Annotated in this window: 14 protein-coding genes; 11 read left to right on the plus strand and 3 right to left on the minus strand. The window is 25.3% G+C overall.

Translation table 11 applies throughout. From position 1 onward, the window contains the following. Window positions 1-84 precede the first annotated feature (84 nt). The 3 genes from recB to map all read right to left on the minus strand — a co-directional run bounded on the left by recB (window position 85) and on the right by map (window position 5476). Window positions 85-3720: an exodeoxyribonuclease V subunit beta gene (gene recB / locus Bpudo544_RS01355; protein WP_500825552.1), complete on the minus strand. Its 3636-nt coding sequence runs from the start codon at window positions 3718-3720 to the stop codon at window positions 85-87. A gap of 92 nt (window positions 3721-3812) precedes the next feature. Further along, the gene (dapD, locus tag Bpudo544_RS01360; RefSeq protein ID WP_500825628.1) at window positions 3813-4634 is read right to left on the minus strand and encodes a 2,3,4,5-tetrahydropyridine-2,6-dicarboxylate N-succinyltransferase; all 822 of its coding nucleotides are present in this window, start codon (window positions 4632-4634) and stop codon (window positions 3813-3815) included. 41 nt (window positions 4635-4675) lie between these two features. Beyond that, a complete protein-coding gene (gene map / locus Bpudo544_RS01365; protein ID WP_500825553.1) occupies window positions 4676-5476 on the minus strand; it encodes a type I methionyl aminopeptidase in 801 nt (266 codons plus the stop codon). A 343-nt stretch (window positions 5477-5819) separates the two neighbouring features. On the opposite strand from map, the gene rpsB reads away from it, so the two are divergent. The 11 genes from rpsB to lpxD all read left to right on the plus strand — a co-directional run bounded on the left by rpsB (window position 5820) and on the right by lpxD (window position 17686). Beyond that, window positions 5820-6518 carry a 30S ribosomal protein S2 gene (rpsB, locus tag Bpudo544_RS01370; RefSeq protein ID WP_500825554.1) on the plus strand — a complete coding sequence of 233 codons (699 nt, stop codon included), beginning with the start codon at window positions 5820-5822 and terminating at the stop codon, window positions 6516-6518. A gap of 67 nt (window positions 6519-6585) precedes the next feature. After that, window positions 6586-7404: a translation elongation factor Ts gene (tsf, locus tag Bpudo544_RS01375; RefSeq protein ID WP_500825555.1), complete on the plus strand. Its 819-nt coding sequence runs from the start codon at window positions 6586-6588 to the stop codon at window positions 7402-7404. A gap of 50 nt (window positions 7405-7454) precedes the next feature. Beyond that, window positions 7455-8183: a UMP kinase gene (pyrH, locus tag Bpudo544_RS01380; protein WP_500825556.1), complete on the plus strand. Its 729-nt coding sequence runs from the start codon at window positions 7455-7457 to the stop codon at window positions 8181-8183. Between the two features lie 83 nt (window positions 8184-8266). Further along, window positions 8267-8833 (plus strand): ribosome recycling factor, encoded by a 567-nt coding sequence (frr, locus tag Bpudo544_RS01385; RefSeq protein WP_500825557.1) that lies wholly within the window; start codon window positions 8267-8269, stop codon window positions 8831-8833. A 90-nt stretch (window positions 8834-8923) separates the two neighbouring features. After that, a complete protein-coding gene (gene ispC, locus Bpudo544_RS01390; RefSeq protein WP_500825558.1) occupies window positions 8924-10150 on the plus strand; it encodes a 1-deoxy-D-xylulose-5-phosphate reductoisomerase in 1227 nt (408 codons plus the stop codon). Between the two features lie 194 nt (window positions 10151-10344). Next, entirely contained in the window at window positions 10345-11100 is a 756-nt protein-coding gene (gene uppS / locus Bpudo544_RS01395) for a polyprenyl diphosphate synthase (protein ID WP_500825559.1), read from the plus strand. Window positions 11101-11162: 62 nt separating this feature from the next. After that, window positions 11163-12044 carry a phosphatidate cytidylyltransferase gene (locus tag Bpudo544_RS01400; RefSeq protein WP_500825560.1) on the plus strand — a complete coding sequence of 294 codons (882 nt, stop codon included), beginning with the start codon at window positions 11163-11165 and terminating at the stop codon, window positions 12042-12044. A gap of 14 nt (window positions 12045-12058) precedes the next feature. Beyond that, complete coding sequence (gene rseP / locus Bpudo544_RS01405) at window positions 12059-13468, plus strand: RIP metalloprotease RseP (protein WP_500825561.1); 1410 nt, start codon at window positions 12059-12061, stop codon at window positions 13466-13468. An 82-nt stretch (window positions 13469-13550) separates the two neighbouring features. Beyond that, the gene (gene bamA / locus Bpudo544_RS01410; RefSeq protein ID WP_500825562.1) at window positions 13551-15962 is read left to right on the plus strand and encodes an outer membrane protein assembly factor BamA; all 2412 of its coding nucleotides are present in this window, start codon (window positions 13551-13553) and stop codon (window positions 15960-15962) included. 82 nt (window positions 15963-16044) lie between these two features. After that, window positions 16045-16545 (plus strand): OmpH family outer membrane protein, encoded by a 501-nt coding sequence (locus Bpudo544_RS01415; protein ID WP_500825629.1) that lies wholly within the window; start codon window positions 16045-16047, stop codon window positions 16543-16545. 16 nt (window positions 16546-16561) lie between these two features. Then, a complete protein-coding gene (lpxD, locus tag Bpudo544_RS01420; RefSeq protein ID WP_500825563.1) occupies window positions 16562-17686 on the plus strand; it encodes a UDP-3-O-(3-hydroxymyristoyl)glucosamine N-acyltransferase in 1125 nt (374 codons plus the stop codon). Window positions 17687-17693 lie beyond the last annotated feature (7 nt).

The following is a 17693-nucleotide window of genomic DNA, read 5'->3' on the forward strand; positions in this document are numbered from 1 at the left end:
TTATGTGCAATAATAATTTTGGGGATTTATCTATTTAATTGTTTGTAGTATTATTATGACAAGAAAATTTCACAATTATTAATTTTAAGAAATAAGATTATTTAGTTTTTGTATAAATTTCCAAGATGGACGATGAAAAAAAATACCATTTTTGTATGATATACCATCCATTCCTCTTATGAATAAATAATAAATTCCTCCAAAATGTTGTTCGTAATCATACAAAATTATTTTATGTTTTAAAAATTTATGTATGGCTATAGTATAAAGTTGATATTGTAATTCGTAACGATATTTAATGATAGCTGATTCTATAGAGGAACGATTGTAGAAAGAATTATTTGTTCCTAACCAATTAGTTTTATAATCTAATAAATAATATTTATTGTTCCAATAAAACACTAAATCAATAAATCCTTTTAACATTCCAGTAATATCTGGAAAATTGATTACAGAAGATCTGCAAGATAATTGATCATAGTATTGACATAAAGAATTTAATTTTTGAGATGTTAAATCATTATCAATAGATAAATTAAATTTCATTTCAGTTTGTTTATTTAAAGAACGAATTTTTGCAAGAGTTAAATTTTGTTCATTAATTGGAGTATTTATAATGGTGTAAATCCATTGTTGAATTAGTGTTTTCCAATTTGAATGAATATTATATCTTGCCATTTGTATTTGAATCCATTGTGTATCTATGGTTTTTTTAAAAATTAATACTTTTAAAAGATCATGAAAAAAAACTCCATATATTTTTCCTTTAGGAAAGGTATGAACTGTTGGTAAATTTAATTGAGTATTTTTTTTTTCTGTAAAATTAGAATTTAAATTAATTTTATGTAATTCCTGCGAGTTTAAATGTAATAATGTAGAATAGTTAATATTGTCAACGTTATTATTAATAGATTTTAAATGACTATAACTTGTGATTTGCCATGAATTATTGTAAATTTGTACTGGTGAAGGTTTCCATATTTTAGAAAATAAATGTAATTGTGGTTTTGTAGTAGATTGTATTGTTGTGTTAAATGTATTTTTTTGAGTTGTATTTTTGGAAACTATACGAAGAGAAATATCTCCGTTAGATCGAACACTAAGTTTTTGTAAATATTTTTGTAGTGATTTTGCAGTATCAGGTGTATTGTTTTGAATTAAATATCCTAAAGCACTTCGATGTAAATCTGTAGGTTTATTGGATGTATTTTTATTGTATTTATGTATTAAAGGAGCTATACCTATAGAACAGTGGTAAATACTACGTGTTATAGCTACATATAATAATCTTAAGTCTTCTGACAAACGATTTATATCTAATAAATTTGTGTTATATTTTAATAAATTATGATTATTTTTCAGGTTTAATTGATATTCTTCTAATTGAGTAGTAAAAGTTTTTTTCTTATTAAGATTAAAGCTTGCTGCAAATGGCAGTAATGTTAATGGGAATTCTAATCCTTTGGATTTATGTATCGTGCTTATTTTTACACAATTGCGATCATCTATATTAGATCGTATCATATAATTAACAGATTTTTTTTCATGTCGGTTTAGAGGTTGATTTATTTTTAATTCTAACCATATTATTAATTCATATTCAGTATTAAACTGTTTAGAAACATTATTTAATAATTCTCCTAAATGTAAAATATTGATTAAACTGCACTTTCCTGATGGTGTAGATAGCAATTTTTCGGGAATTTTATAATTAAAAATTATTTTTTGAATCATAGATAATATATTATTATTTTTCCAAATAAAATAATATTTAGAAAATTCATCAATTATTTGATCCCATTTTAGTGTGTTATTGTAAATATTATTTATATATAATGAATTTAATCCAAAAAAAATAGTTGTAAGAGCAGGATAAATGGTTTCTTGTTTTGGAAATAAAATAGCTCTTAATAATAACAGTAATTCATAGGATTCTATAGTTTCAAAAATATTTTTTCGAGTAGATAAAAATATAGTAGATATATTAATTTTTAATAATTCTAATCTTATTAAAGTAGCTTCTAAATAATCGCGTACTAAAATAGTAATATCTGATATTTGCAATATTTTTCTGGAACTATTAGTTTTTAACCAAATTGATTTATTTTTTATATGATATATAAATTTGTTTAAAGTTATAGCACATTCTTTTGCCATTATAGTTTTATAATCGTTTTTAGTAACACATTTATTTATATATAACCAAAAACACATAGATGATTGAGGTTTATTATTTATTATGAGTTGATGCATATTATTTTTGTAAGCAGATTTTGATTCAATAAACGGAATATCCTTAAATATAAAAGGATTGTTATTAGTAGTAGACTGAAATAATTTATTGACAGCGTTAATCATTCCGGGGGATGAACGCCAATTAATATTTAGATTATATTTATAAGATAAATTGCGACGTATTTTCATATATGTAGATACATCAGCCCCTCGAAAACTATAAATTGCTTGTTTAGGATCTCCTATTAAGATTAAACCATTTTTTTCAGATCTATCGGAATATAATGCATAAAAAATTTTATACTGATTTAAATCAGTATCTTGAAATTCATCTATTATTGTAACTGGATAGTATTTTAGTATTTTTTTAGTTAATTTTTTATGTTTATTTTCAATACCGTTATTTAACAAAATTGTAATAATATTATCAAAAGTTATTTGAGATTTTGAAGTGATACCCACACGTAAATTGTTGTGAATATCATTTATAACTGTATTTAATATTAAGAATTTGAATGATGATAGTTTTTGATATAATTGTTCTATTGAATTAAATAAATAAAAAACGCAAAAATTTTTGAGATTTGTATTTGTATTCAGTATAGATGATCTGAAACGCTTTAAAATATGAGGGATTATATGATTACATGTTGGTTGTTTACTCCATTGTTCAATTATTTTTATCCATGTTATTAAATTTTTTTTGTTATATATTTTTTTGTTGATACAATTATTATTGTTAATGGTACTAATTATTTTATTTTGTGTTTCTGACCATTGTGTTTTTATATTATTTATATAAATAAGTATTTGATTATAATATATAGAAATATGTTTGTTTGGTTGAGTAAAAAATTTAAAATTCAGTATTTTAAATTTTTTATTATATACTATATATGGATATACATCTTGTAATAATTCTTCTGGATTATTCCAAAATTCTTGAATAAAACTAGTTATATTAAGTGGTAATTCATAAAAATAACGTCTCCAAAAGTCGTAACATATTTGACGATATAATATAAATTCATTTTCTATAATAGATGTGTTAAATGGAATATTTAATTCTATGGTATTTTCTGTTAGTATTTTTTGACAAAATCCATGAATAGTAAAAATTGATGCTTGATGTATTTCTTTTTCTGCTATACATAATAAATGAATGGCAAGATCCATATTATGTATTTGTAGTAATAATTTTGAAAAGGTATAATCATTACTATATTTATTAATACAATCCCATCGAAATTGTTGAATACTTTTCTTAATACGTTCTCTTAAATCATATGTTGCACTTTTAGTAAAAGTTACAACAAGAATTTCTTTGACTGTCAGTGGAACTGTACAATTTGATTGAATATTATGTAAATTTAACAATAGTCTAAGATAAATGATTATTAAATTATATGTTTTACCAGTTCCAGCTGATGCTTCAATTAATCTAATGCTATTTAAAGGTAAATACAATATGTTTAAATCTTGCATAAAATTATGCAGCTATTAATAATACGGCAATTAGGATGTATAAAATGAATATAATTAATGTTCGTTAATTTTATGGAAAAGTGTTTCGTTAATTATGGTTCACGTAATAAATCATTAATTTTAGTTTTATCTTTGGTTTTGGAATCTACTTTTTTTGTTATTACTGCGCAATACGTATTAATTTCATTACTTGAATCTGAGATACTACCAGGAATCACAACTGAACCAGCTGGAATATATCCATAATGTATTTTTTTAGTATCTCGGTCATATATTTTAGTGCTTTGTCCAATAAAAACTCCCATAGCAATTACAGAACCTTCTTCTACTACAATTCCTTCCACTATTTCAGATCTAGCTCCAATGAAACAATTATCCTCAATGATAGTAGGATTAGATTGAATAGGCTCTAATACTCCTCCTATTCCTGCTCCTCCTGATATATGGGTATACTTCCCTATTTGAGCACAAGATCCTATAGTAGCCCAAGTATCAATCATTGCTCCTGTATCAATATATGCTCCAATGTTAACATACGAAGGCATAATCACTGTATTATTAGATATATACGCTCCATATCGTATAGTAGCAGGTGGAACTATTCTTAATTTTTTCTCATTAAAATTTTTTTCACTCCATTTTTCAAATTTTATTGGACATTTATCAAAAAATTTTGCGTTACCCCATGTCATTAATTTATTATCTGTAATTTTAAAAAATAATATTATTGCTTTTTTTAACCATTGATAAGTGATCCATTTATTGTTGATTTTTTCAGAAATACGGAAAATTCCTTTATCTAAGTTATCAATTGTGCTATGTATAGCATTGCGCAAAACAGGATCTACATTGTGTTTTAATATATATTCTTTTTGTGTAAAAGCATTTTCAATAATTTCTTTTAGAAAGTGTATGTTTTTTTCGTTCATAATATAAAAATTGTATTTTGTCTGTATTATTTAGAATTAATGATATGGTTATAATATGGAAGAGTTTCATTAATTCTTTTTGTTAACACTTCACATCCAGTGTCAGTAATAAGAACGGTATGTTCATATTGTGCAGATAAACTACCATCTTGTGTTCTTACTGTCCATCCATCATCTTCAGTATAAACATAACGTTTTCCTGTATTTACCATAGGCTCAATAGTAAATACCATTCCTGATTTTAATATTATACCTTCATCATCAGCATTATAATTAAGAACATGAGGGGGTTCATGAAATAATTTACCAATTCCATGTCCACAATATTCTTTAACTATAGAAAAATTTTTTTTATCAACAATCTCTTGTATGGTTTGACCAATTCTTTTTAATCTAATTCCTGGTTTAATTATATTAATTGCTGCATACAGGCTTTTTTGAGTAATCTGACACAGACAATTACTCAATTGATTTGCAGTACCTACTATAAACATTTTTGAAGTATCTGCGTGAAATCCTTGTTTGATAATAGTTACGTCTATGTTAATGATATCTCCATCTTTCAGTATTTGAGAACAATTAGGAATACCATGACAAACTATATCATTGATTGATGTGCAAATAGATTTTGGAAATCCATTATAGCCAAGAGGTGCAGCAATGGCTTTTTGTACTTTAGTGATGTAATTATGGCAAATATTGTTAATTTTTTCTGTACTAATTCCTGGAGAAATATACGGCTCAATCATCTCTAATACTTCTGCTGCTAAACGACCAGCTACTCTCATTTTTTCTATATCTTGGGATGTTTTAATAGAAATGTTCATAAGTATATGTAATTAAATTATTAATTAATATTTATAATACAACTTGTGTTTATGTGTTTCTATATATTAATTATAATTATTATTTGTACAAATAATAATTATAATTAACAAAAAACTAATACATTTTATGTAGTTTAATAATATACATTGATTCTAATAAAATCAATGTATATTGTCTATATATTAAAAATTTTATTTTTAAAGTTGATAATTTTATAAAATTTAAAATACGATATAGTCATAACAAGTTATAACGTAGTATAGTGTATTTTTATTTATTTAAAAATGAAAATATAGTAATTCATTTAATAAATATTTTAATTAAATTAAATAGGGTAAATCTATGATAGAAAAACTTTCCATATATGAAATGCTACAGGCAGGGGTACATTTTGGTCATCAGACTCGTTATTGGAATCCAAAAATGAAACCTTTTATTTTTGGAGTACAAAATAAAGTACATATTATTGATTTAGATAAAACTATAATAATGTTTAATAACGCTTTAATTGAGTTAAAAAAAATTGCAGCATCAAAAGGTAAAATTTTATTCATAGGAACTAAACGCGCAGCTCGAGAATCGATAAAAAGTACTGCATTGATTTGTGGGCAATTTTTTGTAAATCATCGTTGGCTTGGAGGTATGTTAACTAATTGGAAAACTGTACGTCAATCGATAAAACGATTAAAAGATTTAGAAAATCAATCTCAAGATGGTACTTTTAAAAAATTAACTAAAAAAGAAGCTTCAATTCTAAATCATGAATTAAGTAGTTTAGAAAATAGTTTAGGAGGAATTAAGAATATGGGAGGGTTACCAGATGCAATTTTTACAATAGGAGCAATCCACGAGCATATTGCTATAAAAGAAGCAAATAGCCTGAAAATTCCAGTTTTTTCTATAGTTGATACTAATTCTAATCCAGATAGAGTAGATTTTATTATTCCAGGAAATGATGATGCTACTCGAGCTATTAATTTATATCTAAATATCATATCTAATGTTATATATCCAGATAATCTTAATAAGGAATTAGTTTAAAATTATATATTAATTATAAGTATATTGCATATATTATATATTCAGCAATATAACTCAAGGAAACAACATGAACATTATAAATAATGATCTTATCAAAGAATTACGTAGACGTACTAATGTTAGTATTATGAAATGTAAGCACGCATTAATTAAATCAAATGGAAATATTGAATTAGCTATTGATAATTTAAGAAAATCTGGATTAAAAACTGATGTTATTAAATCAAATCGATTAACTGTATCAGGATTAATTGCAGTAAAAATTGCATCTAATAATAAAACAGGATTAATGGTTGAGGTAAATTGTGAAACTGATTTTGTGGCTCGAAATAATTTGTTTCAAGAATTTGTTAATACTATTATTAATACTGCATTAGATGAATCAATAACAAATATTAATTTTTTACGAACTAGATTTAAAGATCAACATTCCATTTTAATGAATAGTGTTGGAGAAAATGTTAAAATTAACAAATTTGTTGTATTAACAGGGAATTTTTTAAGTGCTTATGTACATAATTCAAAAATTGGTGTCATAGTAGATATTGTATTTGAAAAAAGAATAAATAAACTTTTTGCAAAATACATTGCTATGCATATTGCGGCTAGTAATCCTAAATATATTTATGTTAATGATGTTCCTGAAAAGATTATACTTAAAGAGCATCATATTCAAATGGATTTAGCAAGAGAATCAGAATCTGTTAAATCACAGAAAATTTTAGAAAAAATTGCTACAGGACGTGTAAATAAATTTATAAGTGAAATTGTATTAACGAAACAAAATTTTATTATGGATACTAATAAAACAGTTGAAAGTATATTGGATGAGAATTACATTAAAATTAAAAATTTCATCCGATTGGAAATAGGATATAATAGTTAATTTTTAATTAATTATTATACTTCTAGTATTTTTTACAAGGAATATATTTAATGATCAGTCATATGAGTCCAGTATATCGACGTATTATGATTAAAATAAGTGGAGAAGCTTTGCAAGGAACTAAAAAATTTGGAATAGACTTCATTATATTAAATCGTATGGCTTCAGAAATTAAAGAATTAATAAATATAGGAGTTCAAATAGGAATTGTGATAGGTGGTGGAAATTTTTTTAGGGGTATTAATTTAGTTAAATCTGGTATAAATAAAGTTATTAGTGATCATATTGGAATGTTGTCTACTATCATAAATGGATTAGCTATACATAATGCTTTGAATGGTGTGTATGTAGATTCTCAATTGATGTCGGCTATTCCATTGCAAGGAGTATGTGATCATTATAATTGGATGAAAGCGATTGATTTATTATCTAGTAATAGAGTAGTAATTTTTGGAGCAGGTACTGGAAATCCATTTTTTACAACTGATTCTGCTGCTTGTTTACGAGGAATTGAAATTGGAGCAGATGCAATACTTAAAGCTACTAAAGTTGATGGCGTGTTTTCTGATGATCCTGATCAATATCCTAATGATGCCATACTATATAAGCAATTGAGTTACAAAGATGTGTTGAAGCGTGAGTTGAAAATTATGGATTTAACAGCATTTACTTTAGCTAGGGATCATAATCTTCCGATACATGTATTTAATATAAATAAAATAGGTGCTTTAAAAAGAATACTAATGGGATATAAAGAGGGAACTTTAATTACTAAATAACAATACATACGTCTTATGTATTGTTATTTAATGTTTTTAAATAATTTATTTATTTTGATTATCATATATTAGAGGGGTATAACATGATGAGTAAAATTTTTAAAATTCAGGAGGATTTAAAAATTCAAATGAAAAGATGCATTGATAACTTCAAAATAAATATAAATAAAATTCATGTAGGTCGTATTTCTCCAAATATGCTAAATTTTATTACAATTGAATATTATGGATCAGTTGTACCTTTGTCTCAATTGACAAATGCTGTAGTAGAACAATCTAGAACATTAGCTATTAATGTTTTTGATGTTAATATGATTAAAACAATAGAAAAAGCTATTTTAACCTCAAATTTAGGATGTACACCTATTTCTCATGGTAATACTATCCGAATAACATTACCTGCGTTAACTGAAGAAAGGCGTCGAACTTTAATAAAAATGCTGCGAATTGAAGCAGAAAAAAGTAAAATATCTATTAGAAATATACGTCGTGTTGCTAATGATAATATAAAAATTTTTCTTAAAAATAAAGAAATTAATGAAGATAATGAGCGTTTTTTTCATAATGAAGTACAGGAATTAACTAATTTTTGGATCAAAGAAATTAATTTAATTTTAAAAGAAAAAGAATTAGAGTTAATGAAATTTTAAATATGGATTTTTTATTTCTATAGACAAAATAATTGTTTATATAACAATGTTGTATTTATTTAAATTAATTAATAGATTTTATTAATATATATGAAATATTTAACAATTTTGGGTAGTACTGGATCTATTGGTCAAAAAACCATTTCTGTGATTCAAAATCATACAGATAAATTTTCTGCTCGAGCTTTAGTAGCTAAAAATAATGTTACTATCATGACAAAACAGTGTTTAATGCTATCTCCTGAATATGCATGTATGATATGTGAAGATGCAGCAAAACAATTAAAAAGTAATTTACTTAGATTTGGGAAAAATCATATTAAAGTATTATCTGGGATTAAAAATGCGTGTGCGTTAGCAGCGCTTGACGATATAGATATGGTGATGTCTGCTATAGTAGGAATAGCAGGATTACAGCCTACTTTTTCTGCTGTAAAAGCCGGAAAAAAAATTTTATTGGCAAATAAAGAAACATTAGTTGTCGGTGGTAAATTATTTATGGAAGAAGTGCATAAATGTAATGCTAAAATTTTACCTATAGATAGCGAGCATAATGCAGTTTTCCAGAATTTACCGGAAATTTGTCAAAAAAATTTAGGTCGGTTATCTTCTTTATCCGAATATGGTATTTATCGTATTATTTTAACAGCTTCTGGAGGTGCATTTTTAGGAATGCCTATGGCACAATTGTCTACGATAACTCCAGAACAGGCTTGTGTTCACCCAAATTGGGTTATGGGTCGAAAAATTTCAGTAGATTCTGCAACTATGATGAATAAAGGACTAGAATATATAGAAGCTCGGTATCTATTCAATGCTAATCCTAATGAAATAAAAATTTTGCTACATCCTCAATCTGTTATTCATTCTATGGTTCATTATATTGATGGCAGTATTTTAGCTCATTTATCTTTTCCTGATATGAAAATTCCGATTGCGTATGCTATGGCTTACCCTAATAGAATTGCTTTAGATAATATATCTTCAAAAAAAATTCATTATGATCATAATACATGTTTTTATAATAAATTATATTGTAATGAATTAGATAGTTCAAATTATCCTTGTCTAAAATTAGCAATAGATGCAAGTATAAGTAATAATAGTCAATCTTCAATAATTATTTTAAATGCAGCAAATGAGGTAGCTGTAGAATCGTTTTTATGTAAAATGATTTCTTTTACTGATATACCGAAGATTATTGATCATATATTAAATACATTAAATTTAGATACACCTAAAAATATAGATGATATTTTAAATATTAATCAATTAGCAAAAAAAACAACGATACAATATATAATGCATGATATGTAATATTTTTTGATACGAAGTGTATTTTGTTATACTAAATTTTAATATAAATTGAATTTTTTGAGTTACTGTGAAAGATATAAAAGAACTATTATTGATTTTTTTATTATAAAGGAATTTAATATTATATGGCAAAATAATTATTTTTAATTATATATATTTATATAGTTAACATATTTAATTTGTAAAATACATAAATGTGTATTTCACATCAATATAAAAATAGTTTACGATATCTTTCCTATAATTTATTACCGAGACATGTTGCTATCATAATGGATGGTAATGGTCGATGGGCTAGAATTAGAGGAAGATTACGTATTATTGGTCATCAAGCAGGGTTTTATGCTGCTCGTCGGGCTGTTCGTTTTTCTATTCATTATCATTTTGATGCGCTCACATTATATGCTTTTAGTAGTGAAAATTGGAAACGTCCTAACTCAGAAATAGATTCTTTAATGCAATTATTTGCGTACGCATTAGACAGTGAAATATATAATCTTCATAAATATAATATTAAATTAAAAATTATTGGAGATATTAATCGATTTAATAAGGAACTACAAAATAGTATATTCAATGCTGAACAATTAACTGCTAATAATAATGGTTTAAATTTAAATATTGCTGTAAATTATGGAGGAAGATGGGATATTATTCAAGGAGTAAAGAAGATTGCTATACAAGTACAGAAAGGAATTTTAAATCCATATCATATCAATGAAAATTTATTACGCCAATATATTTGTATGCACGATTTGGTTCCAGTAGATTTAGTCATTAGAACTGGAGGTGAACATCGTATTAGTAATTTTTTATTATGGCAAATAGCATATGCTGAGTTATTTTTTACAGATATATTATGGCCTGATTTTAATGATGTAGTTTTTAAAGACGCATTACATGCTTTTATGAAGCGAGAGAGACGTTTTGGAGATAGTACTTTTATATAATTAATTTCTAATATGTAAAAGGTATTTTTAAAAAATAACATATACTATAAGGAGTATATGCTATGTTATATAATCGTATAATTAGTATTCTTGTATTAATTCCTGTTATTATTTTTGCATTATTTTTTTCATCTACGACACAATTTTTATTATTATTATTTATTATGTGTTTAATTAGTTCATGGGAATGGGGAAACTTAATGAATTTTTCTTTGAAAATATATTATGGATGGATGGGGATTATGTGTATTTTGTTATATATTATTATGACTTTGGTCACATCAAATTACTCATATCTTAATAATTTTTGGTTTATTTTATTTGGTTTCTTTACTTTGATTATGTTATGGTGGATTTTTATGTTAATTTTAGTAATACTTTATCCTTATTTTCCTATTTGTTGGGATAAGTTTAATGTATTGCGTTTTTTATTTGGAATATTCATGATTTTGCCTTTTTTTTTAGGAATATTAATATTGTATAGATTTAATTTTTTTAATCATAATATAAATGGAAAATTATGGTTATTGTATGTCTTAGTACTAGTTTGGATTAATGATTCTACTGCATATCTTATTGGCCGTATGATAGGAAGGTATAAATTGTTGCCATATGTGTCTCCACAAAAAACTTGGGAAGGATGTATTGGGGGTATATTAACTTCAACAGGAATAGCTTGGATACTTAGTCGATACATTATAATAAGTACCGACTATTATAGTTTTTATATAATATTAGCTTGTTTTATAAGTACTATTTTATTTTCTATAATAGGTGATTTAACTGAAAGTATGTTTAAACGATTATCTGGAATGAAAGATGTAAGTAATTTAATACCAGGTCATGGAGGATTTTTAGACCGAATAGATAGTTTGCTTGCTGCTATTCCTATTTTTACTACTTTTTTTTTATTATTAACACATACTAATATTATTTTAAAATAAGAGATGGAATAAGTATGGCGATTTTATTGCATTATTTATGGAATTTAATAGCGTTTATTATTACAATAAGCATATTAATTACAATACATGAGTATGGGCATTTTTTAGCAGCACGATTTTTTAAAGTAAAAGTAGAGCTGTTTTCTATTGGATTTGGTCCAGTTTTGTGGAATTGGACATGTTCAAATGGCACTAAGTATATCATTTCTGCAATTCCGTTAGGAGGTTATATAAAATTATTTGACGCACCTTCTGATCAAATTATTAAAAAATCTCGTGATTCTATCATAGAAAACATCGTTGTTGAAAATCATTCGTTTTGCTCTAAACATATTTGGAAACGTAGTGTTATAGTAGTTGCAGGTCCTGTTTTTAATTTTATATTTGCTATATTATTATTTACATTAGTAAATATTATAGGTTTATCTACTTATAAACCTATAATTAATTATATTTTACCTCATTCTATTATTGATCAATCTGGAATACCAGTGAAATCAGAAATTAAATATATAAATAATACTAAAGTTTCTGATTGGGAATCTACACGTTTTGAGATTTTAAATAACATAAATAAAGAAAAAATTCTCATTACTGTACAATTAAATAATGAAAATGACTCCCTTAAAACATATACCGTGCATTTACCTGTCAATTGGAATGATCAATCTATTATTAACGATTCTCATGATCCATTAGTAACGTTAGGTATTTTCCCTGATATTTTATATATGACTACAATTGATTCAGATTCGGAGTTATATTGTGTTAATAAACAAAATTTATTAAAAATTGATGATAAAATCTTATTGATTAATAAACAACCAATATATAATTGGGGTTTATTTACCCAAACTATAAAAAATAATTCAGAACAAACATTTCAGGTAGTTATAGAAAGAAATAAACATTTATTATATCTATATGCGATATTGGGTGATAAAAATTTGATTAATTCTAGCGCTGTTAAAGATAACACTTATTTCTTTTTAAGAAGCAATTCTATTATAAATGCTCAACATTTAGAAATTAAAAAGTATGGATTATATGATTCGATTTTTCAGGCTTGGAATAAGACTAAAAAATTAACTTTTTTTACAGTTAATTCATTGTTTCAGTTGATTTTGGGAAAAATTAAAATAACTAACTTGCACGGTCCAGTTGCAATAGCTCAAGAGGCATTACGATCAATGTGTTCTGGATTTTGTTATTATTTGATGTTTTTAGCTGTGGTTAGTATTAATTTGGGTATTATTAATTTATTTCCTTTCCCGGTATTGGATGGGGGGCAGTTATGTCTATTATTAGTTGAAAAAATAAAAGGTGCTCCATTGTCTAAACTGATACAAAACATTAGTTATATCATTAGTGTAATGATATTAATATTTGTTACTATAATAGCTTTATATAATGATATTGTTTAGTAATATGTAAGCGCGTAATAAACATATTTAGTTGTACGATAATAATATTATGAAAAAAGTGATTATAGTATTTTTGTTATTTATGAGCGATATAACGTATAGTGCTAATTTTACTGTAAATAAAATTTGTTTTATTGGATTGAATCGCGTTTCTTTAGATATTGTATTACACAAACTGCCATTTAAAGTTGGTAATATTATCAAAGACAATGATATGGCTAATACTATAAAAATATTATTTTCTACTGGGTATTTTGAAGAAATTTCTATATCTAATGATAATGATGGAATTGTTACAATAATAGTAGAAGAAAACCCTATTATTAATGAGATTATATTTAATGGAAATAAAGCAATTAAAACAGAAATGATACAAAGTATTTTAGAAGCTAAGAAAATTAAAACTGGAGAACCATTAAATAATTATTCTATTTTTGAAGCAACTAAGGAATTGAAGGATATGCTGCATAGCATTGGTAAATTTAATGCTACAGTTAACATCAATTCCGTAATTTTACCTAACAATTGTATAGACATAGAAGTGAGATTATTTGAGGGAAAAACTGCTAAAATTAGTAACATTAATATTTTTGGAAATCAATTTTTTTCTCAAAAAAAATTGATTAAACAAAGTCAATTATATCAAAAAAGTTGGCAGAACAATTTTTTATATAAAAATAATCAATATGAAAAACAAAAAATTTTTTATGGTTTGGAAAAATTGCGTATTTTTTATTTAAATCATGGCTATGCGAAATTTTATATTAATGATATTCATGTAAATTTAACAACAGATAAAAATAAAGTTGAAGTTAATTTACGTATTTTTGAAGGATCTAAATATTTTTTTGATTCTTTAGTGTTACATGGAAATGTGTTGAATCATATTCCAAATATAAAAAATTATTTACAAGTTTCATATGGAGAATCGTATAGTAATAATAAAATTGAAGAAATAGAGTATAATATAAAATATATTCTTGGAAAATATGGATATATTCAACCTGATATATTAATAGAACAAGATTTTAATGAAGAAAATAAAACTGTAAAATTACATTTATATATAAATGTAGGAAACCGTTTTTATGTTCGAGAAGTACGTTGTGAAGGAAATAATTTAACTAAAGATTCGATTATCAGAAGAGAAATTCAACAAGAAGAACTATTTCCGATAGATTACATTTGTGTATTAAAAGATAAAGAACAATTAAGAAATCTTGGTTGGTTTAAAAAAGTAGATGTAGATATTGAGCCAATACCTAATATATTTGATCAAATTAATTTAATCTATAGAGTTGAAGAACGTAATACTGGCAATTTAAATATTAGCGTTGGATTAGGAACAGAAAGCGGTTTAAATATTCAATCTGGAATTCATCAGGATAATTTTTTAGGTACTGGAAATTCTATATCCGTGACAGCAATTAAAAATTACTATCAAAGCTATATTGATATATCAATGTTAAAAAGATATTTTAAAATTAAACGAGATAACATTTCTGGAAAAATATTTTATAATAATTTTTTTTCTGATAAGATAAATTTGTCTAATTATAAAATGAAAAGTTATGGAATTAATATTGACTACTTATATCCATTTGATGCAAACAATTCTTGTAGTATAGGATTAAATTACATATCAAACCATTTAAATAAAATAGCCCCTCAGGTAGCAATATGGCGTTACTTGAATTCTATAGGTATAAATCCTGAGATTATTAATAACAAATTCTCTGACATTAGTATTAATAATATTAATTTTTATACTAATGATTTATTAATAGTTTTGGGACAATCGTTTAATAATTTAAATAATACATATTTTCCTGAGTGTGGTTCTAGTGTAAATTTTACGTGTAAGTTAACACTTCCTGGATCTAATAATAAGTATTATAAAATAATGATAAATAGTAGTTATTATTATCCATTAAATAATAATATAAATTGGATAGTAATGAGCACTATATGTTCTGGTTATTCTGGAAATTTATACAAACAAAAAGAGGAAAGTCCTTTTTATGATAATTTTTATATAGGAGGTATAAGTACTGTACGTGGATTTCGATTAAATAGTATTGGACCTAAAGCCGCGTATTATCAATGTGATAATTTTAATGCAAGTTGCTCTAAGCGTTCAATAAAAAATTCTCAAGATACTGTGGGAGGAAATGCAGTAGTATTTATAAAAAATGAATTAATTACTCCAATATCATGGATAAATAATACTCAATATTTTAATACAGCTCGGATTGCTTTGTTTTTAGATGCTGGAACAGTATGGGATACATATTGGGAAAATACAAAGGATACTAAATCTGCCGGTATTTTAGATTATAGTGTTTTCGGTCATATACGAATATCTAGTGGATTGTCTTTAAAATGGTTATCTCCAATTGGTGGTCCTATAGTTTTTTCTTATTCAAAATTAATTCAAAAATACCCAGGGGATATAGAAGAACTTTTTCAATTTACTATTGGGAAAAATTGGTAAGTTTAATTAAAATTTAATTTTAAGAAAACGACAAATGTAATACAGAATGTTTAATTATATTAATGTAACTGAGAGGTTTATAGTGAAAAATCACATGTATATATTAGGAATAATTATTTGGTTAATTCAAATTAATTATGTCAATGCTGCAAATAAAATAGCAGTAGTTAATATTGCTCATATATTTCAGCAATCTTCTCAACGTGCAGAAAGTATTAAAAAATTAGAATATGAATTTAAAGATCGAGCCTCAGAATTAGAGATGATGGAACATGATTTACAAATTAAAATGCAAACATTACAAAGAGATGGAGCTACAATGGAAGAAAATGATCGCAATACATTAGAAAAATCCTTGATCGCTCAAAGAGAACTTTTTTCTAATAAAGCTAAAGTATTTCAACAGGATAATCATTCTAGACAAACAGAAGAAAGAGATAAAATTCTTGATGTGATTTTTACTGTAGTTAAAAATATAGCTAAAAAGGAAAGTTATGATATAGTTATTGATACTAGTTCAGTAGTATATTTTAGTTCTGGTATTAAAGATATTACTAATTCTGTTATTAAACAAGTTGGTTAAATAGGTAATATATTGGATGTCTTGCAGTAAAATACGGTTATTTGAGTTAGCTCAAAAGGTAGGAGCTAAACTTCATGGAAATGGAGATGTTTATATTACTCAAGTATCATCTATAGCAAAAGCACAATTAGGACACATTACGTTTTTGAAAGATTTACGTTATCGAAATCAATTAAGTTTTTGTTCTGCATCTGCTGTTATTTTATCTGAGGAGAATTTAAAGTTTTGCCATTCAATTTCTGCGTTGGTAGTGCGAGATCCTATCTTAACTTATATTAAGATAGCTAAAATTTTAAATAATCACCATTCTAATAAATTGCGTTCTAATATTTCATGTAGTGCAATTATAGATACTCACACTATATTAGGTAAAAACATAGAAATTGGAAATAATGTTATTATACAATCTGGAACTATATTAGAAGATGAGGTAAAAGTTGGATCTGGCTGTTTTATAGGAAAAAATGTTAAAATTGGTATTGGCACTTGTTTATGTCCTAATGTTATCGTACATTGTAAAGTAGAAATTGGAAAGTATTGTATAATACAATCTGGATCAATTGTTGGATCTGACGGATTTGGATATATTAAAAGAAATGGTACATGGATAAAAATTCCTCAAATAGGACGAGTTAAAATTGAAAATTATGTAGAAATTGGGTCATGTACTACTATTGATCGAGGAGCATTAGATGATACTCATATTAAAAATGGAGTGATTATTGATAATCAATGTCAAATTGCTCATAATGTTGTTATTGGTGAATATACAGCTATAGCAGGAGGAGTGATTATTGCTGGTAGTGTGGTTATTGGAAATCACTGTATGATTGGAGGAGCAAGTGTAATTAATGGTCATATTAGTATTTGTGATAATGCAGTGATTACTGGAATGAGCATGGTAATGAGATCTATTTTACAGCCTGGAATATATTCCTCTGGAATCCCTGCTCAACCTAACTTTATTTGGAGAAGAACTACCACGTTAGTTATGGGTATTATTAAAATAAATAAACGTATAAAACAAATAGAAAGGAGAATAAATTATTTTCATTGTTATAGAATGATGGGGATAATTTATTTTCTTTCTGTTTTTAGTTCAGTTGGATTAATTCTATTAATAAATTTTATTTTCAATTAGGAATAAA

This window comes from Blochmannia endosymbiont of Camponotus pudorosus, assembly GCF_059934925.1.

Excerpts from the sequence above, each read along its gene's own strand:
- recB (WP_500825552.1), bottom strand. The coding sequence starts at position 3,720 with ATGCAAGATTTAAACATATTGTATTTACCTTTAAATAGCATTAGATTA.
- map (WP_500825553.1), bottom strand. The coding sequence starts at position 5,476 with ATGAACATTTCTATTAAAACATCCCAAGATATAGAAAAAATGAGAGTA.
- rpsB (WP_500825554.1), top strand. The coding sequence starts at position 5,820 with ATGATAGAAAAACTTTCCATATATGAAATGCTACAGGCAGGGGTACAT.
- tsf (WP_500825555.1), top strand. The coding sequence starts at position 6,586 with ATGAACATTATAAATAATGATCTTATCAAAGAATTACGTAGACGTACT.
- pyrH (WP_500825556.1), top strand. The coding sequence starts at position 7,455 with ATGATCAGTCATATGAGTCCAGTATATCGACGTATTATGATTAAAATA.
- frr (WP_500825557.1), top strand. The coding sequence starts at position 8,267 with ATGATGAGTAAAATTTTTAAAATTCAGGAGGATTTAAAAATTCAAATG.
- ispC (WP_500825558.1), top strand. The coding sequence starts at position 8,924 with ATGAAATATTTAACAATTTTGGGTAGTACTGGATCTATTGGTCAAAAA.
- uppS (WP_500825559.1), top strand. The coding sequence starts at position 10,345 with ATGTGTATTTCACATCAATATAAAAATAGTTTACGATATCTTTCCTAT.
- Bpudo544_RS01400 (WP_500825560.1), top strand. The coding sequence starts at position 11,163 with ATGTTATATAATCGTATAATTAGTATTCTTGTATTAATTCCTGTTATT.
- rseP (WP_500825561.1), top strand. The coding sequence starts at position 12,059 with ATGGCGATTTTATTGCATTATTTATGGAATTTAATAGCGTTTATTATT.
- bamA (WP_500825562.1), top strand. The coding sequence starts at position 13,551 with ATGAGCGATATAACGTATAGTGCTAATTTTACTGTAAATAAAATTTGT.
- lpxD (WP_500825563.1), top strand. The coding sequence starts at position 16,562 with ATGTCTTGCAGTAAAATACGGTTATTTGAGTTAGCTCAAAAGGTAGGA.